This is a genomic window from Jeotgalibacillus aurantiacus, from assembly GCF_020595125.1.
GTDB lineage: Bacteria > Bacillota > Bacilli > Bacillales > Jeotgalibacillaceae > Jeotgalibacillus > Jeotgalibacillus aurantiacus.
Genome location: NZ_JACNMS010000002.1, coordinates 134959 through 160849, shown reverse-complemented (window position 1 = coordinate 160849; position 25891 = coordinate 134959). Strand labels below are relative to the sequence as shown.

The following is a 25891-nucleotide window of genomic DNA, read 5'->3' as shown; positions in this document are numbered from 1 at the left end:
TTTATTCTCCTGTTACTTCACCAACGATCAGGGCTGGCGCATGTCCTTCCTCTGATACAATGATACTTTCATACAGCTTTTCTTTAACGCGCTCCACTTCGGTCAAATCATTCGCATAAATCGTTACAAGTGATTCTCCCTTTTCAACGGAATCGCCAACTTTTTTATTCAGCATTAAGCCGACTGCGAGGTCAATTTCACTTTCTTTTGTTGCGCGGCCTGCTCCAAGCCACATGGCTGCTGTTCCGACACTGTCCGCAACAATCCGGCTGACCTTACCGCTTTCTTTTGCCTCAAGCTCAATTTTATGCTCAGCCTGAGGGAGTCTTGATGGATCATCAACAACAGATGCATCCCCACCCTGTCCTGCAAGGAACGCTTTGAAACGGTTGAGTGCTTCTCCATTCCTAATGACTTCTTCAAGCTTTGTTCTTGCCTCTTCAAGACTGCCTGCTTTACCCGCAAGGTAAACCATGTAGCTGCCGAGGACTAAACATAGCTCTGTTAAATCCTCAGGACCTTCACCTTTCAGCGTATCGATGGCTTCTTTTACTTCAAGCGCATTACCGATCGCTAATCCAAGCGGCTGGCTCATATCCGAAATGACAGCCATCGTTTTACGGCCAACGTTGTTTCCAATACGCACCATGGCTTCTGCAAGTTCACGTGCCTGCGCTTCGTCTTTCATAAACGCACCTGCACCGGTTTTCACATCAAGTACGATCGCATCCGCTCCTGCCGCAATTTTTTTACTCATAATTGAGGAAGCAATAAGCGGGATGCTGTTAACTGTTGCTGTAACATCACGAAGTGCATACAGCTTTTTATCAGCAGGCGTCAGGTTACCGCTTTGTCCGATAACAGCAAGCTTTTCTTCATTGACAAGACGGGTGAATTCCTCACTTGAAAGCTCTACATGAAACCCGGGAACCGCTTCCAGTTTATCAATCGTTCCACCTGTATGCCCAAGACCGCGTCCGCTCATTTTCGCAACCGGAACGCCAACAGCTGCAACCAGTGGTCCAAGAATTAAGGTTGTTGTGTCACCAACTCCCCCAGTCGAGTGCTTGTCGACTTTAACCCCTTCAATCGCTGAAAGGTCAATCTGATCACCTGATTCAACCATTGCCATTGTCAGATCTGCACGTTCCTGCTGAGACATTCCTTCAAAATAAATGGCCATTAAAAGAGCGCTGACCTGATAATCAGGAATCGTCTCATTTGTGTAACCTTCAATCACAAAGTTGATTTCTGCCTGTGATAATTCGCCGCCATTACGTTTTTTCTCAATGATGTCGACCATTCTCATTGTCGTTTCCCCGTTTCTTTTTAAATATAGTGTGGCAAATGGTTCATGACTAATACCGGGAACCTGTTTATATGCTGTTCATCCAAACGGGTTCCCGGATCTTGTTGCCTATTAAATTAAATCTTTTAAGAAGCTTTTACCGAACTTAGGTGCTTTTACATTAAAGTTTTCTGCAACCGTTGCACCGATATCAGCAAAGGTTTCACGAAGCTCCAGCTGTCCGGCTTCTTTTAATTTTGGAGAATAAACCAGAAGCGGCACATATTCACGCGTATGGTCCGTACCGTGGTGAACAGGATCATTTCCGTGGTCTGCTGTAATAATCAGCAAGTCGTCCTCTGTCATTTTTTCAAACACTTCTGTCAGACGCTGATCATAAGCTTCAAGCGCTTCACCATATCCTTTAGGATCGCGGCGGTGACCAAACAGCGCATCAAAGTCAACAAGGTTCAAAAAGCTCAAACCGGTAAAATCACGGTCAAACGTCTGGATAAACTTATCCATTCCGTCCATGTTGTCACTTGTGCGAAGAGAGTCTGTTACCCCTTCACCGTTGTAAATGTCAGAGATCTTTCCGATTGCCACTACGTCATAACCGCTGTCCTTCAATTCGTTCATGACAGTACGTTCAAACGGTTTTAAAGCATAGTCATGGCGATTAGAAGTACGTTTGAATGAACCAGGCTCTCCAACGAATGGGCGGGCAATGATCCGGCCAACCAGATATTTTTCATCCAGCGTCAGCTCTCTTGCGATTTCACAAATACGGTACTGCTCTTCAATCGGAATAATATCCTCATGCGCTGCAATCTGTAAAACTGGGTCAGCTGACGTATAGACAATCAGCGCACCGGTTTTCATGTGCTCTTCTCCCAATTCGTCAAGAATCGCTGTTCCGCTTGCCGGCTTATTCCCAATCACTTTTCTGCCCGTTTTCTCTTCAAGCTGATCAATGAGCTCCTGCGGGAATCCTTCAGGGTATACTTTAAATGGCTTATCTATATTAAGCCCCATGATCTCCCAGTGACCTGTCATCGTATCCTTACCAACAGAAGCCTCCTGCATTTTTGTGAAATAAGCCATTGGGGAAACCGCTTTCTCAATACCCTTAATCTCCTCAATATTTGAAAGGCCGAGCTTACCCATATTTGGCATATTCATACCGTCCATATGGTCTGCAATATGACCAAGTGTATGAGCACCTTTATCATTAAAATCAGCTGCGTCCGGCGCTTCACCAATTCCCACCGAATCCATTACGATCAGGTGGACGCGTTTAAATGTTGACATCCGTCTTCCTCCTTTAATCTGCATGTTTCTATCATAACTGCATCATGTTCAGTCTGACAAGATATTCGTCTGAAGTCTGACAACTAATTTCACCCGGGATCAGGCTCTCGGGTGAAATTGTGAATAAACCTCGCGAATCCGCTTTGTTGATACGTGTGTATATATCTGGGTGGTGGAAATATCTGCATGTCCAAGCATTTCCTGAACCGCTCTCAAATCCGCCCCATTTTCAAGTAAGTGTGTGGCAAATGAATGCCTTAACGTATGAGGAGTGAGTTCTTTTTCAATTCTTGCTTTTGAAGCAAGTGATTTGAGTATTTTCCAAAAACCCTGCCTGCTTAACCGGTTCCCGTGATGATTGAGAAACAGCGCTGTTTCCCGACCTTTTTTCATCTGGTTTCTCGTCTGATTTAAATAAGTTGAAAGGACTTCTGAAGCTGTTTTTCCTATTGGAATAATTCTTTCTTTATTTCCCTTTCCCCTGCATCTGATAAACCCCATTTCAAGATTCACATCATCTGCATTCAATCCGATCAGCTCACTGACGCGCATGCCGGTCCCATATAAAACCTCAAGCATCGCCTTGTCACGCCAGCCGTTCTTTCTGGAGAGGTCCGGTGCATTTAATAATTCCTCAACTTCTTCCAGGTTTAACACTTTCGGAAGGGATTTTTCTGCTTTTGGTGTATCCAGGTGTTCAGTCGGATCTTCCTGACATCGCCGGTCCCGCATTAAAAAGTGATGGAACGACCTGATAGAAGACGTATGACGTGCGATCGTCCTCGAAGATTTCCCTTTTGACTTTAACAGGTGAAAAAACTGAAGAATATGTACCCGCTTAATGTCACATACATCCTGCAACTGTTCAACTTTTATCAAATAATCTATATAACTTTTCAAATCCCGTTCATAAGATTGAACCGTATTTTTAGACAACCCTTTTTCAACAACCATAAACTGAATAAAATCCTGCAGGTGATCCTTCATCACATATCCCCCTTATCTTACTATTGTATTATGGAAGCCCGGTAAAGTCATCTTTCGTATTCAAATTAAAGAAAGAGCTTTCGCTTTATACGTTCGAAAATTATACCATCCATCAATGTAAGAGAGTGTTTTAAATGATAAGTTCATTCTTTTCATTTTCTAAAATACTTTAATGAGCTGTTCCTGTCTAAGGGCCGTATTCCACCGAAGACTCCTGTGGCGGAAAGGGTCAGGTGAAACCGACTGTGCGAAGCGCAGGCGGGTTCACCGCCCGGCCACGGAAAGCGAAGGTGGAATACGGCCCGGTTTTATTATTAAACAAAATAAAAACGAGACATATCAATGAATGTCCCGTTTGTTCTTCAATTATCCCTCATCCGTTCCATCATGACATCTGTGACAAATGCCGTGAAACGTAAGGCGGTGATCTTTAATTTTAAAATTCCAGTCGCGTTCAACAATTTCTTCCACATCTTCGAGTAGATCATCCTGTATTTCATCTACTGTTCCGCACTCAAGGCAGATCAGATGGTGATGAAAGTGTGCAGCACCCTCTTTTCGAAGATCATAGCGCGAGACACCGTCACCAAAATTGATTTTATCTACTACTTTTAATTCTGATAAAAGTTCAAGCGTACGGTAGACAGTAGCCAGTCCAATTTCGGGCGCTTTTTCCTTCACTAGTAAATAAACGTCCTCTGCACTCAGATGGTCTGCTTCATTTTCAAGCAGGACTCTCACTGTCGCTTCGCGCTGAGGGGTCAGCTTATAGCTGGCTGAATGCAGCTGTTTTTTTATTCGTTCAATCCGGTTTTCCACTAGGTACCCCTCCCTCGCATTATCAATTCTCATTATAACAAACCAATTGATAAATGCAAACGATAATCATTATAATTTAAGGAGGAAATTTATTATTATTTAATAATAATTATCATGTAATAAACCATTTAGCCCACTGAACCGGAACGATAAGCTCTATTGCAGCACCAGCAGCTGCTATAACCAGAACAAGGGTGAGAACGGCGCAATAGGAAATAATGGTTTTCCTAAACGCAGGACCAAATGACTGGCGTGTTAAAACACTTTTCCAGAGCTGGAAAGTCAGGATCGTAGCCTGGCTGCAGACAATCAGATAGACAGGGATCAGAAGAAGATTCTGTGGCAACAGCAGCCCTGTTGCATGCCAAATCCCTTCCCATCCACTTTGATATACAAGAAAACCTGCAGCAAAGCCAAACAGACAGCCTTTTATGTATAACAGAAACCATGCAGCAGGAATGCCGATCAGCGTCAGTCCTGAAATCCACATCATAAACAGGATAATCAGATCAGCAAACATATATGATTTAATCGTTTCAATTTGATCAGTCAGTGTACCATCAGGCCAAATCAAATTCAGGCTGTCTATTGTCACATTATGTGACGAAAAGTCATTGACCAGAATGGCTCCGGTCACTGTTCCCCCTACTAAAAGCAGTAAGCTGAACAGATAAAATGACAGATGGGTGTTTACATAGCGTTGTAATTGCCGTGCTGCAGGTCCTTTCACGTATTCTGCCCCCTTTTATTTGCATTTCTCCATTGTATGCAAATAAAAAGAGTTCATGAATCACCTCAGCTTTGCTGAAGTCTCAGGTGCAGGACGGCATAAGCGGTTTTCGCATCAAAAATGCGCTGTGTTTTCACACATTCTTCCGCTTCCTCAAGCGTCAGTTCAACGAGTTCAACAAATTCATCTTCATCTGTTGCGCTCGCATTTTCGATTTTATAAAGATCTTCAGCGACAAAAACGTGAACCAGTTCGTCAGCAAAGCCCGGTGACGTATAGAAAGAAATGAGCGGCTTTAACTCCCGGCAGCCATAGCCTGTTTCCTCCTCAAGTTCCCGGACAGCTGTAATATGCGGTTCTTCTCCCTCCTCCAGTTTTCCTGCAGGGATTTCAAGAATCGAACGCTCAAGCGCTTTGCGGTACTGCTCCACCATGATGATTTTCCCCTCATCGGTTACAGCGATGACGCAGACTGCCCCGGGGTGTTTAATGATTTCACGTTTAGACGTTTTGCCGTTCGGCAGTTCAACCTCTTCAATTTGGAGATTGATGATTTTCCCTTCATACAGCACTTCTTTAGAAATTGTTTTTTCTTCGAATTTTTTCAACATGATCACTCCTCCTTTCATATTGTATCAGCCTTCATTTAGTAAAGACATGAAAAAGCAGACTGTTTGAACGTAATCCTTTTTGAGAATACACTAACTATATGAAGGAGGAGATGTACGATGATCAAAAGAAAAATAGGTTCATCATCCCTTGAAGGGACATTGCTCGGACTTGGATGCATGTCCATCGGAACTGATAAAAAGAAAGCAGAAGAAATTCTGTTAACGGCTTATGATCAGGGGATTAATTATTTTGATACAGCGGATCTGTATGATTACGGGCAGAATGAGGAAATCGTCGGTGATGTGCTGAAGCAGGTCAGAAGCGAGGTTTTGATAGCAACCAAGGTTGGCAATAAACCAAACCCGGCAAAAGACGGCTGGTCCTGGGACCCTTCAAAGCAATACATAAAAGAGCAGGTTAAAAACAGCCTCAAGCGCCTGCAGACCGACTACATTGATTTATATCAGCTTCACGGCGGCACACTCGATGACCCGATTGAGGAAACGATCGAAGCGTTTGAAGAACTGAAAGCTGAAGGGCTGATCCGCGAATACGGGTTTTCTTCCATCCGGCCGAATGTGATCAATGAATATGCACCCCGATCTTCTGCCGTATCCAATATGATGCAGTACAGCCTGCTCGACCGCAGACCTGAGGAACAGGCATTCCCGATCCTTGAAAAACATGGCGTTTCTGTCATTACACGCGGACCGCTTGCAAAGGGATTACTGTCAGGTCAGTTTAAAAAGAAGCTTGACCAGGCGAAAGACGGTTTCCTGAATTATGACCATAATGAGCTGACCGAGCTGCTCCATGCTCTGCAGGATAAGTTTGAAAACCGGCCACTTGAAGAATTAGCGATACAGTTTAATGCGTCACAAAAAGTCGTCTCCACCGTTATTACCGGTGCAAGTTCAAGGGAACAGGTGCTCTCGAACGTAAAAGCAGTTGAGTCTCCCGCCTTGTCAGATCAAGAGCTTGCTCTCTTAAAGCAGCTGACCAAAGACAACGGATACAGCGAGCACCGCTTATAAATAACGGTACAATGAAGGACCGCATGCAGCGATACAGCAGGCGGTCCTTTTTGTTTCAGCTTTTATAATCCTTCCAGTTCATGCTGCTTTCATCCAGCAGTTCTTCAAAGGATTTATTTTTCTCACGCTCGATGCGTTCAGCTTCTTTTTGTCTGATCCGCTCCTGACGCGCTTTTTCTTCTGCTTCCACAGCATTTTTCTTCAGGTTCTGAAGTTTTTCAAGCATGTCCTGATTCAGTGAATCTTTCAGGCTTGGTTCCTTCTCCTGCTGCTTCTGATGTCCTTTTCTCATCTGATTACCTCCATCATGCGGCGTGCTGGACGGATGTTAGAAGGCACCTGTTTTAACGTGTTCAGGCACGTGAAGCTCGGGTTCAGTGGAAGACACAATTTCTTCTACCGTAAATCCTTCCGCCACTTCCGCAAGCACAAGCCCCTTCTCTGTTACATCAATGACCGCACGCTCGGTAATAATCCGGTTGACAACCTTTTTACCCGTCAGAGGAAGTGAACATTCCTTCAGGATCTTTGGCTGTCCATCCCGGTTGACATGCTCCATAATCACAATAATCTTGCGGGCACCATGAACGAGATCCATTGCACCGCCCATTCCTTTGATCATCTTACCCGGGATCATCCAGTTTGCCAAGTCACCTGACTCTGATACTTCCATTCCACCTAAAATGGCCACATCCACATGACCACCTCTGATCATCGCAAACGATTCGGCACTGTCAAAGTAGGAAGCCCCTTTCACAGCCGTCACGGTCTCTTTTCCGGCGTTGATCAGGTCAGCATCGACTTCATCCTCAGTTGGATAACGTCCAATACCGAGCAGACCGTTTTCCGATTGTAAAATGACCTGCTTGTTTTCTGACAGATGATTGGCTACAAGAGTCGGCATCCCGATCCCGAGATTAACATAATCTCCATCATTGATTTCTCTTTCAGCACGTTTGGCAATCGTTTCTCTTACTTTTTGTTTGTCCATGTTGACACCCCTTTCTGTTATGCTGTCACCGTTCTTCTTTCAATGCGTTTCTCCTGATCAGCCTGAATCAAATGCTGAACATAAATGCTTGGCGTATGAATTTCATTTGGATCAAGGTCCCCGATTTCAACAAGTTCTTCCACTTCAGCGATTGTGACTTTACCTGCCGCTGCGATCATTGGATTAAAATTACGCGCTGTTTTGCGGTACACAAGATTGCCCATTTTATCGCCTTTCCACGCACGTACTAAACTGACATCTGCCTTCAGTGCCTGTTCTAGGACGTATTCTTTCCCGTCAAATTCACGCACTTCTTTTCCTTCCGCTACCGGGGTTCCAACGCCTGCCGGGGTGTAAAAGGCAGGAATCCCAGCCCCGCCGGCACGGATGCGCTCTGCAAGTGTTCCCTGCGGCACAAGCTCCACCTCAAGCTCGCCGGATAACACCTGGCGCTCAAATTCCTTATTTTCCCCGACATACGAGCCAATCATCTTTTTGATCTGACGGTCGTGAAGAAGCAGTCCAAGTCCCCATTCATCGATGCCGCAGTTATTTGAGATCACGGTTAAATCTTTTACACCACTGTCTCTTAGTGCCAGAATCAGCTGCTCCGGGATCCCGCACAAACCAAAACCGCCTACCATGACGGTGTCGCCATCTTTAATATGTGAAACAGCTTCAGCTGCTTTAGCATAAATGGTTTTCATTACGCGTCACCCTCTCTTTCCACAACTGTAGCCACGCCCTGACCGCCTCCGATACAAAGTGTAGCCAGGCCGTAACGCGAATTTCTTTTTTGCATCTCATGAACGAGCGTCACAAAAATTCTCGTTCCGCTTGCTCCGATCGGATGTCCAAGTGCAATGGCACCACCATTGACATTCAGCTTTTCTTTGTTAAACGAAAGCTCGCGATCCACAGCAAGGGACTGTGCGGCAAAGGCTTCGTTCGCTTCGATCAGATCCATATCCTCAAGAGCAGTGCTTGATTTCTGCAGCGCTTTTTGCACCGCCTGTACCGGTCCGATTCCCATTACGCTCGGATCCACACCTGCACTCGCATTGCCTCTAATCGTCACAAGCGGTGTCAGGCCAAGCCCAAGTGCTTTTTCTTTAGACATGACTAATACAGCAGCTGCTCCATCATTGATTCCTGATGCATTCCCGGCTGTTACGGTGCCGTCTTTTTTGAACGCGCCTCTTAGCTTACCGAGGGATTCAGCAGTCGTTCCCGCTCTTGGGTATTCATCAGTTTTAAATACGAGCGGATCCCCTTTACGCTGCGGGATCACGACCGGTACGATTTCGTCTTCAAAGCGGCCGCCTTCAATCGCTGCCACCGCTTTTTGCTGACTGGCAGCCGCAAACGCATCCTGTTCCTCACGCGTCAGACTGTACCGGTCGCATAAGTTCTCAGCTGTCATCCCCATATGGTAATCATTAAAGGCACACCATAACCCGTCACGGATCATGCTGTCTGTCATTTTCTGATCGCCCATTTTAAAACCGTCACGTGCTCCTTCAAGTAAATACGGGGCACGGCTCATATTTTCCATTCCACCTGCGACAATAATGTCCGCATCTCCTGCGATAATTGCCTGTGATGCCAGATGGATTGCTTTTAATCCTGATCCGCATACTTTGTTAATCGTCATAGCCGGAACTTCCTGCGGCAGTCCCGCCTCAATCGCAGCCTGTCTCGCGGGATTCTGACCAAGCCCGGCCTGAAGGACATTTCCCATAATGACTTCATCAATCGTCTCAGGTGAAATACCTGCTTTATGTACGGCTTCTTTTATCACGACTGCACCAAGTGCCGTTGCACTTACCCCTTTCAGTGAACCGTTAAAGGCACCGATTGCTGTTCTTACTGCACTTACCACTACTGCTTCTCTTGTCATGAAAAAATCCTCCTTTGTTGTGTTCCACTTATTCCTTTTCTATGAAAACGCTTTAATTCCTTCTTTTTCGACTGGATTTTTTCTGGTACGCTTACTTTAGATCTTGGAAAAATCATAAAGGGGTTGGCTCGTGTGAATTTACCTGAAACCGCAACGATTATTGAAGTAGGACCGCGTGACGGTCTGCAGAATGAATCAAACTTTGTGCCGACTGAACAGAAGGTCGCTTTTATTCAGTCGCTATTTAATTCCGGATTTCGTGAAATGGAGGTCACATCCTTTGTGTCACCGAAATGGGTGCCGCAGATGAGCGATGCGGCTGAAGTGATGGAATATGTCAGTCACTACGATAAAACGATTGTTCTGACGCCGAATCAGAGAGGCGTGGAAGCTGCCCTGCAGGCAGGTGCAAAATCGGTGGCGGTCTTTATCGGGGTGAGCTCGACTTTTAATCAGAAGAATATCAACCGTACAACGGAAGAAGCACTGAAGGGTCTGCACCCTGTCATTAAGGAGCTGAAAATGCAGGGAATCTTTGTCCGCGCCTGTATTTCAACGGCTTTCCACTGTCCTTATGAAGGTGCTGTGGATCCTGATGATACCCTTGCACTGTGCCAGGCCTTTTATGAGATGGGCGTGGATGAACTGAGCGTGGCAGATACGATTGGAAAAGCAACACCGAAGGAATCGTATGCGCTATTCTCAAAACTGAAGGAAGAGCTTCCGGGCATTTTGTTAACCGCCCATTTCCATGATACGCGGAAAATGGCACTGGCTAATATTTATGCCGCTCTCCTTGCCGGCATTAACCGGTTTGATTCATCTGCAGGCGGCCTTGGCGGCTGTCCGTTCGCTCCCGGCGCCAGTGGAAATGTCGCGACAGAGGATGTCGTGTATATGCTGCACGAGATGGGCATTGAAACAGGCATCAATCTGGATTCACTGGTACAATCTATAGATATTATTAAACCTTATGTATCGAGGGAATTATCAAGCTGGTATTACAAGGAACATCAAAAGGCGTAACCGAAAGGGGGCATCGCGATGAAACGTAAAAAAACCGCAGCCGCCATCGCATCTGCAGCAGCTGTTACCGTCAGCGGACTCGGGGTTTATTTATCAAACCGGATAATGTATATGAAAATGAAGGAAGCATCTGTCATTGAAGAACGGGAACGCTCGGCGGGCTTTTATGTAGAGGATGAATACAGCGCACTGCCGAAAGAGGAAGTGACGATCCCCTCACCCGGCGGTTATGACCTGCAGGCTGTTTTTGTTACACCACATCCCGGCGGCCCCTACGTGATTTTCTGTCACGGTGTGACGGAAAACAAAATGAATTCAATGAAGTATATGCAGCTGTTTTTATCAAAGGGTTATAATGCCGTGATTTATGATCACCGGCGTCACGGGGATTCCGGGGGTAAAACAACGAGCTACGGCTTTTATGAAAAAATCGATCTGAAGGCTGTGGTTCGTGTTCTGCTCGAGCGTGAGGGGGAGCAGACCGTGTTTGGCATTCACGGCGAGTCAATGGGAGCCGTGACAACCCTTTTGTACGCAGGTACGGTGGAAGATCGTGCTGACTTTTATATTGCTGACTGCCCTTTTTCCGATCTCAGCGAACAACTTGCTTACCTGATAGGGAAAAAAGAGCGTCCCGGACTCGGCTCCAGGCTTGCCGTAAAGCTTGCTGATGCCTTTATTCTGCTGCGTGACCGCTACACGATCCGTGAGGTGTCTCCAAAGGAAGCCGTCCAGCATATAAAAAAGCCGGTATTATTTATCCATAGTCAAAACGACGGTTTCATCCCTTCCCACATGACTGAAACATTATATACGCTAAAAGAAGGGCCCAAAAAGCTTTATCTCGCTGAAAACGGTGATCACGCCCAGTCCTATACGGCTAACCGGGAAGAATACAGCGCAAAGATCGATGAGTTTTTAAAAGAGTTCGTGCAGGCATCATCTTAAACCAGCATATAAACAGCGGGCCCAAACAGGTGGACCCGCTATTGTCATTTTTGTTTTTTTAAGCTCATTCGGCCATTGATGGTCTGTCCGGGACTTTTCAGCTGAAACATGCCGGCAGAAGCTGAATAATCAATCGTCAGTTCTTTATCATAAAAAACTTCCTTGGATTTTTCGATCAAAATTGGACGGTCGTTGGTTTCGATCAGCTGATCATCCTCTTCAGGCTCTTCAACATGCCACAGGATCGGCACCCCGTTCATGACACAGCCTGTTCCCTCTGTATCGTACTTCAGTTTTAAGAAGCCTTTTTCAGGGAGTTTTTCTGTTATTTTTTCTGACGCGGGTCCGGTTATCGTAATTTTCATCTGTATCGCCTCCATCTTAAAGTATAGCACGCCTTTATTTCTTTTCCCCGGATCTTGCTTTTTAAGACCTGTTACAGTAGGATCAGAAACGTACATACGAAGGAGGGGTTTATATATTGGAAAAGGTTCAGATTAAAGTGATGGACAATGGATCGTTAAAAGTAACAGGTAATGTGGAGCTGGTTGATATGGATGGTAATCCATTTCCCGTCAAACCGGTCTTTTCACTGTGCCGCTGCGGATTGTCCCAAAAGATGCCTTTTTGTGATGCATCTCATAAAGGAAAGTTTGATTCCTGCGTAAGAGCTGAAACCGTTCTCGAGGAAAAATGATGAAAGCAGAGCAGCAAACCCTTGCTGCTTTTTATTTTTGAGAAACAGAGACAAGCGTATGAAAAGAGATTTGAACACCGTTGATCGTGAGGATCTGCGAATAGTCATCCACTTTTTCAAGCAGTCCTTCTGCCGTCACAATGCGGTGATGTTTAAAATATGAAATTCTGACTTCAAGGTCCGCCTCAAGTGCTTCCTGTATCAGACGCCCCCACTCCTCTTTTTGCTGTTCATCGGCTTCAGGCATTGTAACGTATTCGTCCTGCTCCGCCCATTCACGAAGCAGCTTCACATGCTCCGGCAACATCATCGACGTCCACTTGATGGTTCCGCGGTCTTTATTCACGTGACATTCCTCTCTTTCGACTTATGTCCCCCGATCAGACGGGCTCTTCTTCTTGAAGTACCGGCCGGTGTATAGGAAATGGCCCGCAGGAGCGCAGCCGATCCAAAACGGTCACGGATCGCATCCATCGTATACCCGAGCTGGTGCCGGTGCTCTTTTTCAGGCTGGAAAAGATCGAGCTGGAGGACATGATCCGGCACAAGATTTGTCACGGAAATAGAAATTTTCCTCACGGCATAAGGCTGTAGGTGCTGATTTAATATCAGCAGGCAGGCCTCATAAAGCTCCATCGTAATCGCGCTCGGCTTTTCAAGTGATGTGGACCGGTGAAAGGAGGCAACGTGCGCCTGTTTACTGTAACCAACTCCTAAGTGAATGGTTCTGGCTGCCAGACGATTTCTCCTTGCTCTTCTCGCTACTTCTTCACACATTTCTAGAATGACTGCACAGATCTCACCATAATCCGTATAATCCCGAAGCAGAATCTGACTTTTCCCATAGCTGACCTGCCCCTGTAGAATGGGCGCACCAACCTTTGAATGGTCAATGCCGTGTGCATGATAGTAAAGCTGGTTCCCCATCACGCCAAACACAGACTCCAGCCGCTCAAGATCATACGCAGCAAGATCCCCTACCGAAAAAATCCCCATACGGTTCAACCTTTTTTCCAGACGCGGACCGATCCCCCACATGGCAGAAAGCGGCTTAACCGGCCAGAGTTTTTTCTCCACATCCGCATACGTCCATTCTGCAATGCCTTTTTTCTTTGCCTCGAGATCCAGACAAAGCTTTGATAAAAGCATGTTGGGACCAATGCCAATGGCACACGGAAGGCCAAACTCCCTCATCATATCATCCGCAATACGACGGGCTGTTTCCCATGCATCCCCCCATAGTCTGTCTGTCCCATCAAGCTGTAAAAAGCTCTCGTCCACACTGTAAATGTGAATCGCATCCTTTGGCACATAGCGGTGAAACAGCTTCGTAATTTCAGTTGAAAGGCGCAGATACTGACCCATATCAGGCTCAAGCAGCTGAATAGACGCATCATAAGGAATTTCATGAAGTCTCGAACCGGTCCGGATGCCAAACTCCTTTTTCAAACGCGGGGATGCTGCGAGCACCACACTGCCCTTCTGATCTTTATCACCCACAATGGCAATTCTGCACTGAAGCGGATCCTGTCCGGTCTCAACCGCTGTGCAGCTGGCATAAAAACTTCTCATATCCACACACAGGATCCGATTCTCTTCTGACCTTTTCAATTGCGTCACCACCAACACGAACATTTGTTCTTATCATATCAGCCTCTTTTAAAAATCACAATCCTGAAAATGTTGGGAGAGGGAGAAAAACTTTGTTGATGACGGGTTGCTGCGTGGTTTTTAGAGTTTTTGGAGTTGCTACTTAGTTCCATGGCATATAGGTCATTATTCACTAAACTCACATTCATCACGGACAACCTCACAAACTCGGGGGCTAACCTCACGTTCTGGACGCACAAGCTCACGAATTCAGCTTCTATCCTCACGAATTACGGGTACGACCTCACGAGCCTAAAACACTTCCCAACAAAAAACGGAACCGCCCCAGAATAGGCGGTTCCGTTCATCAGTTATTTTTGATTAAATCCCTTTTTCCCAATGCGTTCAACCGCTCCGGGGGCCAGTGCATAGACGCGTGAGGCTGCATTCATCCAGCCGGGAAGGTTGATTTCACGTGTCCCTGTAAAAAAGGAATCCACTGTTTTTTCAGCGACTTTCTGCGGAGACAGCATCCACTTTTTGACCTTGCTTGCGTAGCTTCCACTCGGCTCTGCTGAGTCGAAAAAGTTTGTGTCGATCGGTCCCGGGTTGACAGTGGTCACTAAGATGCCGCGGTCTGCCGTTTCCATCCGGAGACTGTTTGAGAAGCCGAGCACCGCATGTTTGGTTGCTGCGTAAATGGTTGATTTCGGCGTGGCAATTTTCCCTGCCTGTGAAGCGATGTTGACGATATGTCCTGAGCCATGTCTTTCCATAGCCGGCAGCACGCCTCGGCTCATTAAAATAAGTGACAGAACATTGACATCAAACATTCCCTTGATCACATCCTCCTCCGTCTTTTCGAGCGTTTCAAAAAGTCCGAAGCCTGCATTATTGACAAGAACGTCAACGTTTCCTTCCGCTTCCAGAACGCGATACACAAAGTCCGGCACCTCTGATGTTTTCGACAGGTCAAAAGGATAAACGGCTGCCTGACCTGCTCCAATCGTCAGGCATCTTGAGGCTGTTTTTTCAAGTTTTTCCTCAGAACGCGCGATCAGTACGAGTGAGGCTCCGCGGCGGGCGCACACTTCTGCAATCGCCTGCCCGAGTCCGCCTGATGCACCTGTGATCCAGATCTTTTTCCCTTTCAGTGAAGTCATACTTTTTCTGTCACTCCTTCTGCACGGTAAATGATCGCACCATGATGGATACCTGCCTCTTTAATTTCACCATTGGCCAGTAAATAATCGAGCTGTCCCATCGTTTCGGATAACGTCAATCCGAGCTGTTTTTTAAACAGGGATGGAAACAGTCTTTGACACAGTTCAAAGGCTGTTGTTTCTTTTTCTTCAAGCATGGATTTTACGAGCATCGCACGTTCATGCTGTTTTTTGAGTCTCTCCTGAATCAGGGAAAAAGGCTGTTCTACAGGATCACCGTGACCGGCCCACACACGCCCCGGGTTGAGCGCAGCGATTTTCTTTAAGGACTCATTATACTGCAGCTGCGGAACCGGTCTTGGTGTATTAATGCCAAATGGTGGTTCAATGAGCGGATTGGATGATATATTGCCAAGTAAAATGTCCCCTCCAATCATTTCCCCTTTTGAGCTGACCAGGGAAATGTGTCCCTGGGAGTGCCCATGTGTTTCAACGACACGCCAGCCGTCTAGCCCCGGCAGTGTGTCTCCTTCTGTTATATAAGCGTCTGCTCCTCTGTTCCCCATCGGTTTCAGTGGGTCCTTCATTTTATCGATTAAAACGAGATAGGATTCAGGAAGCCCCAGCTGCTTAAAAAATTCCCTGTAGAAAAAGTCATGCATATCCATAAAGGATTGCGTTCGGGTTAAAAAACGGTCACTGTCCTGATGGCTGTAGAGGACTGCGTGACGGAACTCTTCAGTCAGTCCGGCGTGGTCAGCGTGGTGATGAGTCAGCACGACCTGATCAATATCCTCAGGCTGCAGCCCGATTGCTGACAGTTGGGCTGTAACGGATTCCCAGGCCTCCTTCGTACGCGGGCCTGTATCCACGAGTGTAATGGTATCTCCTTTTAACACATATATATGCACATCCCCGACCGCAAAAGGTGTCGGAATGGTGAGTTGATGTAAGACTGGCTCAACCGGCATGTCATTTCCTCCTCATAACTGAATAACTATTCACTTTCTATCAGTGTAGCCTTTTTACACACAGATGTTAAGTAAATAAGTCTGAAAAAAAGCTTGACATTCCCATGTCCGCTCATCATAATCACTTATAATATCAATCGACAACACGATGACAAGGAATAGTACGTGAAGATGAGGTCAAAAGAGAGCAGAACCCGCCGGCTGAAAAGTTCTGCAGACCACCACTCACCGAACCTGCCCTTCGAGTGGCCGGAAAACCGGTCCGCCCCCCTGCGTTACGGGGCTTAAAGTGTGCGGATCCGTCCGCAAATTAAGGTGGTACCGCGAAAAGCCCTTTCGTCCTTTTATACAGGATGAGAGGGCTTTTTTATCGTAAAAATGACAAACAGAAAACAAACGGGAGGGATTTAGATGAAGCTCATATTCGTAGGAGCAGGATCAATGGCAGAGGCTATGATAAAAGGAATGAAGGGCTCCCCTTCGTTAAAAGAGACAGACTTATGGATTACAAACCGTTCAGATGAGAGCCGCCTGGATCTATTATGTGAAAACTATGGAATTAAAGCGAGCTATGATCTTCAGACACTGCTGGCAGGAGCAGACGTCATTGTCCTTGCAGTAAAGCCGAAAGACGCAGCTGAAGCGATTGAAGCAATCAAACCATTTTATCACAAAGAACAGCTGCTCATTTCCGTATTGGCGGGATTGTCCATTGAGTACATCAGCCGCCAGCTTGGTGAGTCGTCCATCGCCCGGGCAATGCCTAATACATCAGCGACGATTCAGCAGTCTGCTACCGGTTTATCCTTTAATGACCATGTAACGGATAAACAGAAGATCACGGCGCTCTCCCTTTTTTCAGCGATCGGTTCGGTCACGCTTGTGGAAGAAGCCCGGCTTGATCTCGTAACAGGTTTATCCGGCAGTGGACCAGCCTATATTTATTACGTGGTGGAAGCGATGGAACAGGCCGCCGTGGAGCTCGGACTAAGCCAGGCGGAAGCAAAACCCTTTATTATTCAGACGTTAAAGGGAGCAGCCCAGATGCTTGAAAGCACGAATCTCCCGGCAGAAGATTTAAGAAAAGCCATTACAAGTGAAGGCGGAACGACAGAAGCAGGCATTGCCCAGCTCGATCTCCATCAGGTAAAAGCGGCTTTTAAGGATTGCATAAAAGAAGCCACTCTTCACTCAGGGAGGCTGAGAGAACGGTTTGAGCAGACCCGTTAATGTTTTAGCTTGCCATACACGCTGCGCCGGAAGTACGATTAGAGAAAAAGGAAGCGGTCATCATGTTATTCATTCTTCTGTCCATCACCGCCGCCTTCTGGATGCTCGTTGCCCTTGATACGTACAGAGGCCTGCGGGAGCTTCCGGCACTTGAATCTGAACCTCCGCTTACCTCCGGCGGTAAAGTAAGCGTCATTATTGCTGCGCGCAACGAGGAAGACACGATTGAAAAAAGTGTTCTTTCACAGCTGAATACAACATACGATCCGGTGGAATGGATCCTCGTGAATGACAGATCCACTGACCGGACAGGAGAAATCATGGAAAACCTGGCCTTAAAAGACAGACGGATTCAGGTCATTCATATTTCTTCCCTGCCAGCGGGCTGGCTTGGTAAAAATCATGCCCTTCACACCGGGGCTAAAAGAGCCTCAGGTGACCTGCTGTTATTCACTGATGCAGACATCCAGTATGAACCTGACCTGCTGGCAAAAGCGGTTGCTTATTTCAAACGGATGAAGCTTGATCATCTGACGGTCTCACCGGATCTGCAGGCCAACAGCTTTTTATTGCAGGGATTTATCGCCTTTTTCCTGTTTGGGTTTTCTTATTATAAGCGCCCGTGGTCCGCTAACCGTGATCACTCAAAATCAGGGATGGGTATCGGCGCATTCAATATGATTTCGCCGGACGCCTATGCTAAAATCGGCGGCCATAAAGCGATCAGATCCAGACCGGATGATGACCTGCAGCTCGGTATGCAGATCAAACGTAAACGGCTCAGGCAGCGTATGGCGACGGCAAGGAAAATGCTTCGGGTTGAATGGTATCCTTCCCTTCAGGAAGCCATCAAAGGCCTTGAAAAAAATGCATTCGCAGGCCTACATTACAGTTATCTGTTCGTTTTTGCTGCGATGACAGGTGTTTTCATCTCACAGCTCCTGCCATTTGTAGCACTGTTCTTTGCTGAAGGCTCTACTTTACTGATGTCCTGGATTGCCATTGGTGCGATCATGTCCGTCTACATCCCGCTGACTGCGAGGCTGACGAATTTCAATGGCTGGCACGCGTTGATTTTCCCTGTTTCCGTTTCACTGTTTATCTATGCAATTCTGCGGGCAGCTGTTCTGACAGCTGTCAGGGGCGGCGTTCAGTGGAGAGGTACGCTCTATCCATTAAAAGAACTGAAAAAGCGCACGAGATAAGGCGCATTTTTTCAGTTCTTTTTATTTGGCTGGTATACTTAGGGAGACGAAAAAGAAGGAGGATTTTTGAATGACCGCATTATTTTCTTCGTATCAGTTAGGCAATGTTGAATTAAAAAACCGGATTGTGATGGCACCGATGTGCATGTATTCAAGCCACAACCGTGATGGTAAAGTCGAAAACTTTCATAAAACGCATTACGTTTCAAGAGCAGCAGGACAGGTTGGACTGATTATGCTAGAAGCGACAGCTGTCACCCCACAGGGCAGAATTTCAAATGAAGACCTCGGTATCTGGAGTGATGAGCACGTTGAAGGCTTAAAGGAGCTTGTCAGCCTGATTCAGGAGCAGGGATCAAAAACCGCGATCCAGCTAGCGCACGCCGGCAGAAAAATGATGGCAGATGGAGACGCGATTGCTCCTTCAGCAATTGCCTTTAACGATAAGATGAAAACACCGCTTGAGATGTCGCAGGACCAGATCAAAGAAACGATTCAGGCGTTTAAAGACGGTGCACGACGCTCACGCGAAGCCGGATTTGACGTGATTGAACTTCACGGCGCACACGGCTATTTAATCAATGAGTTTCTGTCTCCCCTTTCAAACAGACGGACAGATACATACGGCGGATCTGCAGAAAACCGTTACCGCTTCCTGCGTGAGATGATTGAAGCAGTCAAAGAGGAATGGAATGGCCCTCTATTAGTGAGAGTGTCAGCAAGTGACTGGACAGAGGAAGGATTAACGCCGGAGGATTACGTGACCTTTGGAAAGTGGATGAAGGAGCAGGGCGTGGATCTGATTGATGTCAGCTCAGGCGCTGTCGTTCCGGCTGCCATTCACGCTTATCCCGGCTACCAGGTGCCGATGGCTGAAACGATTAAACATGGAGCTGATATCCCGACAGGCGCAGTCGGCCTGATTACGAGTGGACTGCAGGCAGAGGAAATTCTGCAAAACAACCGGGCAGATCTCGTTTTCCTTGCCCGCGAGCTGCTGCGTGACCCTTACTGGCCAAGAACAGCAGCACTCGAGCTTGGCACAGAAATTGAAGCACCTGTGCAGTATCAGAGGGGCTGGAATATGAAGTAATCAAAAAAGGATGAGACTAACACCTCATCCTTTTTTGAATTGTATTGAATTATTTTAAAAAATATCATTGTGGCTTTGTCTTTTATGAGAAATCATTAGCATTAATCTACCCATGTAGTGCCGGGTCATTCCTTCAACGGCCAAGCGGTTAGTCTACGGAATGCCCCTACACTTATTATATTTGACTAACCATACTGATACTTTGAACTGGTTAGTCAGCCTTAATGTGGATTTACATATCATCATATAGCTTATTTGTTGAATCTACTTACCAATCTCAGCCTCCAAAAGATCATGAGCGAGATTTGTATTGCTGAATACTTCTCTTGCTTCTGAGAATAACTGAGCGGCAGTATCTCCTGTGTAACGGGAGCTGATGTGGGTCAGCCAAAGCTCTTTCACTCCTGCTTCTCTGGCTGTTTCAGCAGCCTGTACAGCGGTGGAGTGGTAGTATTGGTAAGCCATCTCCTCATGCCCTGCTCCAAACGTTGCCTCATGAATCAGGACGTCCGCATCCCGGGCAAGTTCAACGGCAGCCGGTGTTTTACGAGTGTCTCCGGCTACTGCGATAATCATCCCCTTTTTAGGTGCCTCCAGATAATCTTCGCTGATCAACGTCTGCCCGTTCCACTCCACAGATTTGCCGTTTTTTAAGTCGTTATATAAAGGACCCGGCGGCAGTCCGGTTTCCCGAAGCTTATCAACCATCAGCGTCCCGGGCTTATCCTTTTCCATGAGACGGTAGCCGAAAGAATCGAGTGCATGATCGAGCTTAAAAACCTTAATCTGATATGTTGCATCTTCAAATTCAGACTGATCCGTTATTTCATGGATAAAAAGCTCGTACTTTAAATGCGTACCGCTGATTCTGAGCGATGTTTCTATGTATTCTTTTATCCCCGGAGGTCCGTATACAAAGAGCGGTTCTGTTCCACCCTGAAAGGAACGGCTCCCGATTAATCCCGGCAATCCGAAAATATGGTCGCCGTGTAAATGTGTGATAAAAATTTTTTCAATTCTGCGTGGCTTGATGGACGTATGTAAGATCTGATGCTGTGTTGCTTCCCCGCAGTCAAACAGCCAGATTCCGCCTTTTTTATTGATCTGTTTAATGGCAAGTGATGATACGTTCCTCTCTTTTGCAGGTACCCCTGCCCCTGTTCCAAGAAAATGAAGCTGCATTTGACAACCTCCCTTCAAAAATCTATCCTATCATAATATGCCAGAAATCATCCTCAGGCAAATGAGCACCGCGGATGTTGCATAATGGTTGCAACCGGACGCCTGCACCTATACAATTTAGATATTGCAAAAACGGCTGAATGCCGGTAAGACTAACTTAAAGTGAGGTCCTGACATTGAATAAGATTACAACACCCCCAACACTCATCATGATTTTCGGCGCAACCGGAGACCTTGCTAAACGCAAACTGTTCCCTTCATTATATCAGCTTTACTTAAAAGGAAGCCTTGAAAAGCGGTTTGCTGTTCTTGGAATCGGACGCCGGGAGTGGACAAATGAACAATTTACACAGCACGTACGTGACTCCCTTGAGAATTCGAGTCACGATCAGGATCGAATTGATTCATTTATCGAACACTGCACGTATGAATCACATGATGTGGAGGATTCATCGTCCTACATAAAACTGAAAGAAAGAGCAGACGAGCTCGATCAGTCATTTGATCTTGATGGCAACCGGATTTTCTATCTGGCAATGGCGCCTGAATTTTTCGGCACGATTACTGATCATTTGAAAGCGGACGGCCTGACCGATACTGAAGGATTTTGCCGACTGGTTATTGAAAAGCCGTTCGGACATGATCTCCCTTCGGCAACTGCCTTAAATAAACAGATCCGTCAGTCCTTTTCAGAGGAGCAGATTTACCGTATCGACCACTACCTTGGTAAGGAAATGGTCCAGAATATTGAAGTCATCCGTTTTGCCAACGCATTGTTTGAACCGCTTTGGAACAGCCGGTTCATCTCAAACATTCAGGTTACGTCCTCAGAGGTGCTCGGTGTAGAAGAGCGCGGCCGTTATTACGAGAAAAGTGGTGCACTCCGGGATATGGTTCAGAACCATATGCTGCAAATGGTTGCCCTGCTTGCCATGGAACCGCCTATCTCCTTGAGCACGGATGAAATCAGAAGTGAAAAAGTCCGCGTATTGCGCGCGCTGAGACCGGTTGAAGGAAAAGAAGTCGATGATTATTTTGTCAGAGGTCAGTACGGCCCTGATGAAAACGGTGAAATTAAAGGGTACCGCGAAAATTCCAATGTGGATTCAGACTCCAACACGGAAACCTATGTTGCCGGAAAAGTGATGATTGATAACTTCCGCTGGGCAGGCGTCCCATTTTATATCCGTACAGGAAAAAGCATGTCTGTGAAATCAACAAAAATTGTTGTTCAGTTCAAGGATATTCCGATGAACCTGTACTATAATAAAGAGCACTCTCTTGACCCGAACCTGCTTGTGATTCATATTCAGCCTGATGAAGGGATCACACTGCATTTAAACGCCAAGAAGAGCAATCTTGGAACAGATACAGACTGCATTAAACTGAGTTATTCAGCAAGCAGTGTTGACGGCATTAACACACCTGAAGCGTATGAAAAACTGCTGCTCGACTGCATTCTTGGTGATGCGACGAACTTTACACACTGGGATGAGGTCAGACATTCCTGGAGTTTTGTTGATAAAATTTCAGAACACTGGGAGTCAACGAAGGATGAAACCTTCCCTAACTACCCGGCTAAATCCATGGGACCTGCAAAAAGCGATGAAATGCTCGCGAAAGACGGCTTCGAGTGGTGGCCTGTCGGTGAACAGGACCTCGAAGAATAGAAAAAATCCTCCGGACACGCACATGTCCGGAGGATTTTTTAGTTCTTACCTTCCGCATTTTTAGAAATAGTAAATGCCCATTTAATTAATGGGATCTGAAAAGCCACTCTGCCCCAGAGAACAGCAGGAGAAAGCTTTATTTTTCCCAGAGGAATTTTTTTATAAGCCATATACATATTAGCCGGCCATACTGCAATCATCAGCCATCCAAGCAGCTTTCCGGCAAGTCTTGTTCCTTTGTTCAATACAAGCATTCCGCCTATGATGACTTCAGCAACACCGGAGATCAGTACGATTGCCTTTCTAAACGGTAAAAACTTAGGCACAATATGCCTGAAGTTGCGCTCCTTTAAAAAATGCATGACACCGGCAAATAAAACAAAAGCTCCATAAACACGCTTTAACATCCCTTTGTCCCCCTTTATGCTTTACAGAAAAAGCTCCTCAGAAAAGAGGAGCTTTTTTATACATTGTCACATGATCAAACCGTGCCAGGTCATTCCTTTCCTTTGTCCAGCTGCGGCGAATACGGAATGGCCTGGTACTTATGCGGTGCAAAAATCTTATCAAGCTTAACTTTTAATAAATTTTGAAAGGATTATTCCATCCACTCGGTGTGGAATGTGCCTTCTTTATCCGTTCTTTCGTATGTGTGAGCACCGAAGTAATCACGCTGTGCCTGAATCAGGTTAGCTGGCAGGACAGCTGTACGGTAGCTGTCATAGTATGCCAATGCTGTTGAGAAGCCAGGTACAGGAATACCATTTTTAACTGACAGTGCAATCACGTCACGAAGTGCTGACTGATAGTTTTCAACGATGCCTTTGAAATACTCATCAAGCATCAGGTTTGTCAGCTTCGGATCACGGTCATAGGCTTCCTTAATTTTTTGCAGGAACTGCGCACGGATGATACAGCCTCCGCGGAAAATCATTGCGATTTCACCAAACTTCAGATCCCAGCCATATTCTTCAGATGCCGCCCGCATTTGAGCGAAGCCCTGTGCATAAGAAGCAATTTTCGACATGTAAAGAGCACGACGAATTGCTTCGATCCATTCCTTTTTGTCTTCTTCAGGAAGGGTTGGTACCGGACCGCTCAGCACTTCACTTGCTTTTACGCGCTCATCCTTTAGTGCAGAAATAAAACGTGCAAATACGGATTCAGTGATGATTGGAAGCGGTGTTCCAAGGTCAAGTGCGCTTTGGCTTGTCCATTTACCTGTTCCTTTTTGACCTGCTTTATCCAGAATGACATCAACCATTGGCTTGCCTGTTTCCGGATCGTATTTTTTGAAAATATCAGCGGTAATTTCGATCAGGTAGCTGTCAAGCTCACCCTTATTCCAGTCTGCAAAAACTTCATGCAGCTCTTCAGCATTCAATCCAAGTACCTGCTTCATCAGGAAGTAGGATTCTGCAATCAGCTGCATATCTGCGTATTCAATACCGTTGTGCACCATTTTCACATAGTGACCGGCGCCATCCGGACCAATATACGTGCTGCACGCTTCACCGTTAACCTTTGCAGAAATTTCATTAAAGATCGGTGCCACAAGGTCATATGCTTCTTTCTGACCGCCAGGCATAATAGAAGGACCCGTTAACGCGCCTTCCTCTCCACCGGATACACCTGTTCCGATAAAGTGAATGCCATATTCACTCAGCTCTTTATTACGGCGGATCGTATCACGGTAATACGTGTTACCTCCATCGATCAGGATATCGCCTTTATCGAGTAATGGCAGCAGTCCGGAGATCGTAGCATCCGTTGCCGGTCCGGCTTTTACCATAAGCATGATTTTTCTTGGTTTTTCTAGTGAGTTTACAAACTCCTCCAGGCTGTATGTACCGAAGATGTTTTTACCTTCAGATTCTTTCAGCATATCGTCCACTTTTTCAGGAGAGCGGTTATATACAGCTACCGAAAAACCTCTGCTTTCAATATTCCATGCAAGGTTTTTTCCCATGACAGCTAAACCCGCCACGCCAAATTGATGTTTTGACATATTCAACGTCCTTTCTTTCTTTAGTTGTTCTCCCTTTGATCCTTTCCCATTGTATCATTAATCGGATAAAAATCGAAAGAAATGCCTTTTAAACGTCTTTATCAAGGAAATCCTTACTGAAGCTAGTCTCTGATTTATATCCTTTTCCACCTGTTTTGACTCCACGTGAAAGAGCTCCTGTTCCGAATTTCTTTTCAATGTCGCTGATCAGCCGGTCAATTGGCTCGTATTTGGCATCCTCTTCATAAGAGAAAAGATCAATCTGCTTATACGCCTGACTTCTTTCCTGCAGGTCCTGCACCGTTACGCCAAGCAGACGGACAGGCGTACCATCCCAATGTTTCAAAAATAAGCTTTTGGCTTCATTTGCTATTTTGTCTGTTTCTAATAAAGGATGGCGGAAAGTCATGCTTCTCGTGATTGTTTTTCTATTTTTAAACCGAATCATGACAGAAAGACTGTAGCCGATTACATCCTTGCTTTTCAGTCTGTCACTCACTTTCCGGGATAACGCTTCAAGCACCTTCATTAAATCCGCCTGGTTTGTATAGTCCCGCGGCAGTGTCGTAGAATTCCCGACACTTTTAAAATCATACACACTGTCGGGATCCACTTTCCTTATATCAATGCCGTTTGCTCTGTTTTTTAACCGGGTGCCGTTAATGCCAAGAAGGGCTTTCAACTGGATATCATCAGCTGCTGCTAGATCACCGATCGTCTGAATGGAAATGGCCGCAAGCTTTTCAGCCGTCTTTTTGCCCACACCATGCATCTCCTCAACCGGCATCGGCCAGAGGATGTTTTGGACTTCACGTTTTCTCAAAATGGTGATGCCAAGCGGCTTCTTCATATCAGACGCCATTTTTGACAAGAACTTATTCGGTGACACGCCGATGCTGCACGGAAGATCGAGCTCCCTTAAAATACGGTCCTGAATTTCTTTTACCGTAGCAAGTGGATCATCCAGTCCTAGGTCTGTAAGATCCATATATCCTTCATCTATGGATACAGGTTCAACAAGATGTGTATAGGATCTTAAAATATCAAACATCGCTTTTGATGCTTTCCGGTATTTATCAAAATCGGGACGCAGTACGATCAGGTCCGGACACAGCTTCATGGCTTCGCGGACATTCATTGTTGTGTACACACCATATGCGCGGGCCTCGTAGCTGCAGGTCACAACAATGCCTCGGCGTTCTTCAGGGTTACCGGCGATGGCGACGGGTTTTCCTTTCAGTTCGGGCTGATAGGCGGCTTCAACGGATGCATAAAAGCTGTTCATGTCGATGTGTAGAATAATTCTGCCTTTTGTTGTCATGTAAGCCGCCTCCTTTGGTCTAAATTGTAGTGTAAATGGAGGAAAAAAGGAAGCGGGTGAGTTCTTGATTATAAAGTTCATTTTCAAAAACCGGTCCGTGCCGCATCCTACGCTT

At 46.1% G+C, this 25891-nt stretch carries 27 protein-coding genes and 1 other annotated feature; of the genes, 8 read left to right on the top strand and 19 right to left on the bottom strand.

The features are described 5' to 3' along the window. Window position 1: 1 nt before the first annotated feature. The 6 genes from H7968_RS05550 to H7968_RS05525 form a co-directional block, all read right to left on the bottom strand. A complete protein-coding gene (locus H7968_RS05550) occupies window positions 2-1309 on the bottom strand; it encodes a pyrimidine-nucleoside phosphorylase (protein ID WP_227395230.1) in 1308 nt (435 codons plus the stop codon). Window positions 1310-1420: 111 nt separating this feature from the next. Then, window positions 1421-2599, bottom strand: coding sequence for a phosphopentomutase (gene deoB / locus H7968_RS05545; RefSeq protein ID WP_227395229.1), 1179 nt, complete (start codon window positions 2597-2599; stop codon window positions 1421-1423). Window positions 2600-2698: 99 nt separating this feature from the next. Beyond that, window positions 2699-3586 carry a site-specific tyrosine recombinase XerD gene (xerD, locus tag H7968_RS05540; protein ID WP_227395228.1) on the bottom strand — a complete coding sequence of 296 codons (888 nt, stop codon included), beginning with the start codon at window positions 3584-3586 and terminating at the stop codon, window positions 2699-2701. 366 nt (window positions 3587-3952) lie between these two features. Then, the gene (fur, locus tag H7968_RS05535) at window positions 3953-4405 is read right to left on the bottom strand and encodes a ferric iron uptake transcriptional regulator (protein ID WP_134376534.1); all 453 of its coding nucleotides are present in this window, start codon (window positions 4403-4405) and stop codon (window positions 3953-3955) included. A gap of 112 nt (window positions 4406-4517) precedes the next feature. Further along, on the bottom strand, window positions 4518-5135 hold the full coding sequence (spoIIM, locus tag H7968_RS05530) for a stage II sporulation protein M (protein WP_227395227.1): 618 nt from the start codon (window positions 5133-5135) through the stop codon (window positions 4518-4520). 65 nt (window positions 5136-5200) lie between these two features. Further along, window positions 5201-5743 (bottom strand): NUDIX hydrolase, encoded by a 543-nt coding sequence (locus H7968_RS05525; protein ID WP_227395884.1) that lies wholly within the window; start codon window positions 5741-5743, stop codon window positions 5201-5203. Window positions 5744-5863: 120 nt separating this feature from the next. Between H7968_RS05525 and H7968_RS05520 the strand changes: the two genes are divergently transcribed. Next, window positions 5864-6781, top strand: coding sequence for an aldo/keto reductase (locus tag H7968_RS05520; RefSeq protein ID WP_227395226.1), 918 nt, complete (start codon window positions 5864-5866; stop codon window positions 6779-6781). A 55-nt stretch (window positions 6782-6836) separates the two neighbouring features. On the opposite strand, the gene H7968_RS05515 is transcribed toward H7968_RS05520, so the two are convergent. The 4 genes from H7968_RS05515 to H7968_RS05500 are packed head-to-tail and all read right to left on the bottom strand — an operon-like array spanning window position 6837 to window position 9672. Continuing rightward, a complete protein-coding gene (locus tag H7968_RS05515) occupies window positions 6837-7073 on the bottom strand; it encodes a YqkE family protein (protein WP_227395225.1) in 237 nt (78 codons plus the stop codon). Window positions 7074-7109: 36 nt separating this feature from the next. Further along, complete coding sequence (locus H7968_RS05510) at window positions 7110-7772, bottom strand: CoA transferase subunit B (RefSeq protein ID WP_227395224.1); 663 nt, start codon at window positions 7770-7772, stop codon at window positions 7110-7112. Between the two features lie 17 nt (window positions 7773-7789). Further along, window positions 7790-8479 (bottom strand): CoA transferase subunit A, encoded by a 690-nt coding sequence (locus H7968_RS05505; RefSeq protein ID WP_227395223.1) that lies wholly within the window; start codon window positions 8477-8479, stop codon window positions 7790-7792. Further along, the gene (locus tag H7968_RS05500; RefSeq protein ID WP_227395222.1) at window positions 8479-9672 is read right to left on the bottom strand and encodes an acetyl-CoA C-acetyltransferase; all 1194 of its coding nucleotides are present in this window, start codon (window positions 9670-9672) and stop codon (window positions 8479-8481) included. The genes H7968_RS05505 and H7968_RS05500 overlap by 1 nt, the downstream gene beginning before the upstream one ends. A gap of 132 nt (window positions 9673-9804) precedes the next feature. Here H7968_RS05500 and H7968_RS05495 point away from each other — a divergent pair, with 132 nt between their 5' ends. Together H7968_RS05495 and H7968_RS05490 are read left to right on the top strand one after the other, a co-directional pair. Beyond that, window positions 9805-10698, top strand: coding sequence for a hydroxymethylglutaryl-CoA lyase (locus tag H7968_RS05495; RefSeq protein ID WP_227395221.1), 894 nt, complete (start codon window positions 9805-9807; stop codon window positions 10696-10698). An 18-nt stretch (window positions 10699-10716) separates the two neighbouring features. Beyond that, window positions 10717-11646 (top strand): alpha/beta hydrolase, encoded by a 930-nt coding sequence (locus H7968_RS05490; RefSeq protein WP_227395220.1) that lies wholly within the window; start codon window positions 10717-10719, stop codon window positions 11644-11646. A gap of 44 nt (window positions 11647-11690) precedes the next feature. On the opposite strand, the gene H7968_RS05485 is transcribed toward H7968_RS05490, so the two are convergent. Next, window positions 11691-12011 (bottom strand): iron-sulfur cluster biosynthesis family protein, encoded by a 321-nt coding sequence (locus tag H7968_RS05485; RefSeq protein ID WP_227395219.1) that lies wholly within the window; start codon window positions 12009-12011, stop codon window positions 11691-11693. Window positions 12012-12151: 140 nt separating this feature from the next. Between H7968_RS05485 and H7968_RS05480 the strand changes: the two genes are divergently transcribed. Next, complete coding sequence (locus H7968_RS05480; protein WP_227395883.1) at window positions 12152-12343, top strand: CDGSH iron-sulfur domain-containing protein; 192 nt, start codon at window positions 12152-12154, stop codon at window positions 12341-12343. 31 nt (window positions 12344-12374) lie between these two features. On the opposite strand, the gene H7968_RS05475 is transcribed toward H7968_RS05480, so the two are convergent. From H7968_RS05475 to H7968_RS05460, 4 genes are all read right to left on the bottom strand, one after another. Further along, on the bottom strand, window positions 12375-12689 hold the full coding sequence (locus tag H7968_RS05475; protein WP_227395218.1) for a YolD-like family protein: 315 nt from the start codon (window positions 12687-12689) through the stop codon (window positions 12375-12377). After that, entirely contained in the window at window positions 12686-13978 is a 1293-nt protein-coding gene (locus H7968_RS05470) for a Y-family DNA polymerase (protein WP_406566375.1), read from the bottom strand. The genes H7968_RS05475 and H7968_RS05470 overlap by 4 nt, the downstream gene beginning before the upstream one ends. 326 nt (window positions 13979-14304) lie before the next feature. After that, a complete protein-coding gene (locus tag H7968_RS05465; RefSeq protein WP_227395217.1) occupies window positions 14305-15096 on the bottom strand; it encodes an SDR family NAD(P)-dependent oxidoreductase in 792 nt (263 codons plus the stop codon). Beyond that, window positions 15093-16067, bottom strand: coding sequence for an MBL fold metallo-hydrolase (locus tag H7968_RS05460; protein ID WP_227395216.1), 975 nt, complete (start codon window positions 16065-16067; stop codon window positions 15093-15095). The genes H7968_RS05465 and H7968_RS05460 overlap by 4 nt, the downstream gene beginning before the upstream one ends. 139 nt (window positions 16068-16206) lie before the next feature. Then, window positions 16207-16414 (top strand) — a binding site (T-box leader). Between the two features lie 64 nt (window positions 16415-16478). Here H7968_RS05460 and proC point away from each other — a divergent pair. The 3 genes from proC (at window position 16479) to namA (ending at window position 19595) form a co-directional block, all read left to right on the top strand. After that, on the top strand, window positions 16479-17297 hold the full coding sequence (gene proC / locus H7968_RS05455; protein WP_227395215.1) for a pyrroline-5-carboxylate reductase: 819 nt from the start codon (window positions 16479-16481) through the stop codon (window positions 17295-17297). Window positions 17298-17359: 62 nt separating this feature from the next. After that, window positions 17360-18502 carry a glycosyltransferase gene (locus H7968_RS05450; RefSeq protein WP_227395214.1) on the top strand — a complete coding sequence of 381 codons (1143 nt, stop codon included), beginning with the start codon at window positions 17360-17362 and terminating at the stop codon, window positions 18500-18502. 70 nt (window positions 18503-18572) lie between these two features. After that, window positions 18573-19595, top strand: a complete 1023-nt coding sequence (namA, locus tag H7968_RS05445; RefSeq protein ID WP_227395213.1) for an NADPH dehydrogenase NamA — start codon at window positions 18573-18575, stop codon at window positions 19593-19595. A 264-nt stretch (window positions 19596-19859) separates the two neighbouring features. Here the strand turns inward: namA and rnz are convergent, their stop codons facing one another. Further along, window positions 19860-20777 carry a ribonuclease Z gene (rnz, locus tag H7968_RS05440; RefSeq protein ID WP_227395212.1) on the bottom strand — a complete coding sequence of 306 codons (918 nt, stop codon included), beginning with the start codon at window positions 20775-20777 and terminating at the stop codon, window positions 19860-19862. 176 nt (window positions 20778-20953) lie between these two features. Between rnz and zwf the strand changes: the two genes are divergently transcribed. Next, the gene (zwf, locus tag H7968_RS05435) at window positions 20954-22447 is read left to right on the top strand and encodes a glucose-6-phosphate dehydrogenase (RefSeq protein WP_406566373.1); all 1494 of its coding nucleotides are present in this window, start codon (window positions 20954-20956) and stop codon (window positions 22445-22447) included. A gap of 38 nt (window positions 22448-22485) precedes the next feature. On the opposite strand, the gene H7968_RS05430 is transcribed toward zwf, so the two are convergent. The 3 genes from H7968_RS05430 to H7968_RS05420 form a co-directional block, all read right to left on the bottom strand. After that, window positions 22486-22854, bottom strand: a complete 369-nt coding sequence (locus H7968_RS05430; protein ID WP_227395211.1) for a DoxX family protein — start codon at window positions 22852-22854, stop codon at window positions 22486-22488. 191 nt (window positions 22855-23045) lie between these two features. Continuing rightward, window positions 23046-24455, bottom strand: a complete 1410-nt coding sequence (gene gndA / locus H7968_RS05425; protein ID WP_227395210.1) for an NADP-dependent phosphogluconate dehydrogenase — start codon at window positions 24453-24455, stop codon at window positions 23046-23048. Window positions 24456-24543: 88 nt separating this feature from the next. Further along, window positions 24544-25776 (bottom strand): DNA polymerase IV, encoded by a 1233-nt coding sequence (locus H7968_RS05420; RefSeq protein WP_227395209.1) that lies wholly within the window; start codon window positions 25774-25776, stop codon window positions 24544-24546. Window positions 25777-25891 lie beyond the last annotated feature (115 nt).

What these genes read in the sequence shown, in the direction of transcription:
- H7968_RS05550 (WP_227395230.1), bottom strand. Translation starts at nt 1,309, where the DNA reads ATGAGAATGGTCGACATCATTGAGAAAAAACGTAATGGCGGCGAATTA.
- deoB (WP_227395229.1), bottom strand. Translation starts at nt 2,599, where the DNA reads ATGTCAACATTTAAACGCGTCCACCTGATCGTAATGGATTCGGTGGGA.
- xerD (WP_227395228.1), bottom strand. Translation starts at nt 3,586, where the DNA reads ATGAAGGATCACCTGCAGGATTTTATTCAGTTTATGGTTGTTGAAAAA.
- H7968_RS05520 (WP_227395226.1), top strand. Translation starts at nt 5,864, where the DNA reads ATGATCAAAAGAAAAATAGGTTCATCATCCCTTGAAGGGACATTGCTC.
- H7968_RS05515 (WP_227395225.1), bottom strand. Translation starts at nt 7,073, where the DNA reads ATGAGAAAAGGACATCAGAAGCAGCAGGAGAAGGAACCAAGCCTGAAA.
- H7968_RS05510 (WP_227395224.1), bottom strand. Translation starts at nt 7,772, where the DNA reads ATGGACAAACAAAAAGTAAGAGAAACGATTGCCAAACGTGCTGAAAGA.
- H7968_RS05505 (WP_227395223.1), bottom strand. Translation starts at nt 8,479, where the DNA reads ATGAAAACCATTTATGCTAAAGCAGCTGAAGCTGTTTCACATATTAAA.
- H7968_RS05500 (WP_227395222.1), bottom strand. Translation starts at nt 9,672, where the DNA reads ATGACAAGAGAAGCAGTAGTGGTAAGTGCAGTAAGAACAGCAATCGGT.
- H7968_RS05490 (WP_227395220.1), top strand. Translation starts at nt 10,717, where the DNA reads ATGAAACGTAAAAAAACCGCAGCCGCCATCGCATCTGCAGCAGCTGTT.
- H7968_RS05485 (WP_227395219.1), bottom strand. Translation starts at nt 12,011, where the DNA reads ATGAAAATTACGATAACCGGACCCGCGTCAGAAAAAATAACAGAAAAA.
- H7968_RS05480 (WP_227395883.1), top strand. Translation starts at nt 12,152, where the DNA reads ATGGACAATGGATCGTTAAAAGTAACAGGTAATGTGGAGCTGGTTGAT.
- H7968_RS05470 (WP_406566375.1), bottom strand. Translation starts at nt 13,978, where the DNA reads ATGTTCGTGTTGGTGGTGACGCAATTGAAAAGGTCAGAAGAGAATCGG.
- H7968_RS05465 (WP_227395217.1), bottom strand. Translation starts at nt 15,096, where the DNA reads ATGACTTCACTGAAAGGGAAAAAGATCTGGATCACAGGTGCATCAGGC.
- H7968_RS05460 (WP_227395216.1), bottom strand. Translation starts at nt 16,067, where the DNA reads ATGCCGGTTGAGCCAGTCTTACATCAACTCACCATTCCGACACCTTTT.
- proC (WP_227395215.1), top strand. Translation starts at nt 16,479, where the DNA reads ATGAAGCTCATATTCGTAGGAGCAGGATCAATGGCAGAGGCTATGATA.
- H7968_RS05450 (WP_227395214.1), top strand. Translation starts at nt 17,360, where the DNA reads ATGTTATTCATTCTTCTGTCCATCACCGCCGCCTTCTGGATGCTCGTT.
- namA (WP_227395213.1), top strand. Translation starts at nt 18,573, where the DNA reads ATGACCGCATTATTTTCTTCGTATCAGTTAGGCAATGTTGAATTAAAA.
- rnz (WP_227395212.1), bottom strand. Translation starts at nt 20,777, where the DNA reads ATGCAGCTTCATTTTCTTGGAACAGGGGCAGGGGTACCTGCAAAAGAG.
- H7968_RS05430 (WP_227395211.1), bottom strand. Translation starts at nt 22,854, where the DNA reads ATGTTAAAGCGTGTTTATGGAGCTTTTGTTTTATTTGCCGGTGTCATG.
- gndA (WP_227395210.1), bottom strand. Translation starts at nt 24,455, where the DNA reads ATGTCAAAACATCAATTTGGCGTGGCGGGTTTAGCTGTCATGGGAAAA.
- H7968_RS05420 (WP_227395209.1), bottom strand. Translation starts at nt 25,776, where the DNA reads ATGACAACAAAAGGCAGAATTATTCTACACATCGACATGAACAGCTTT.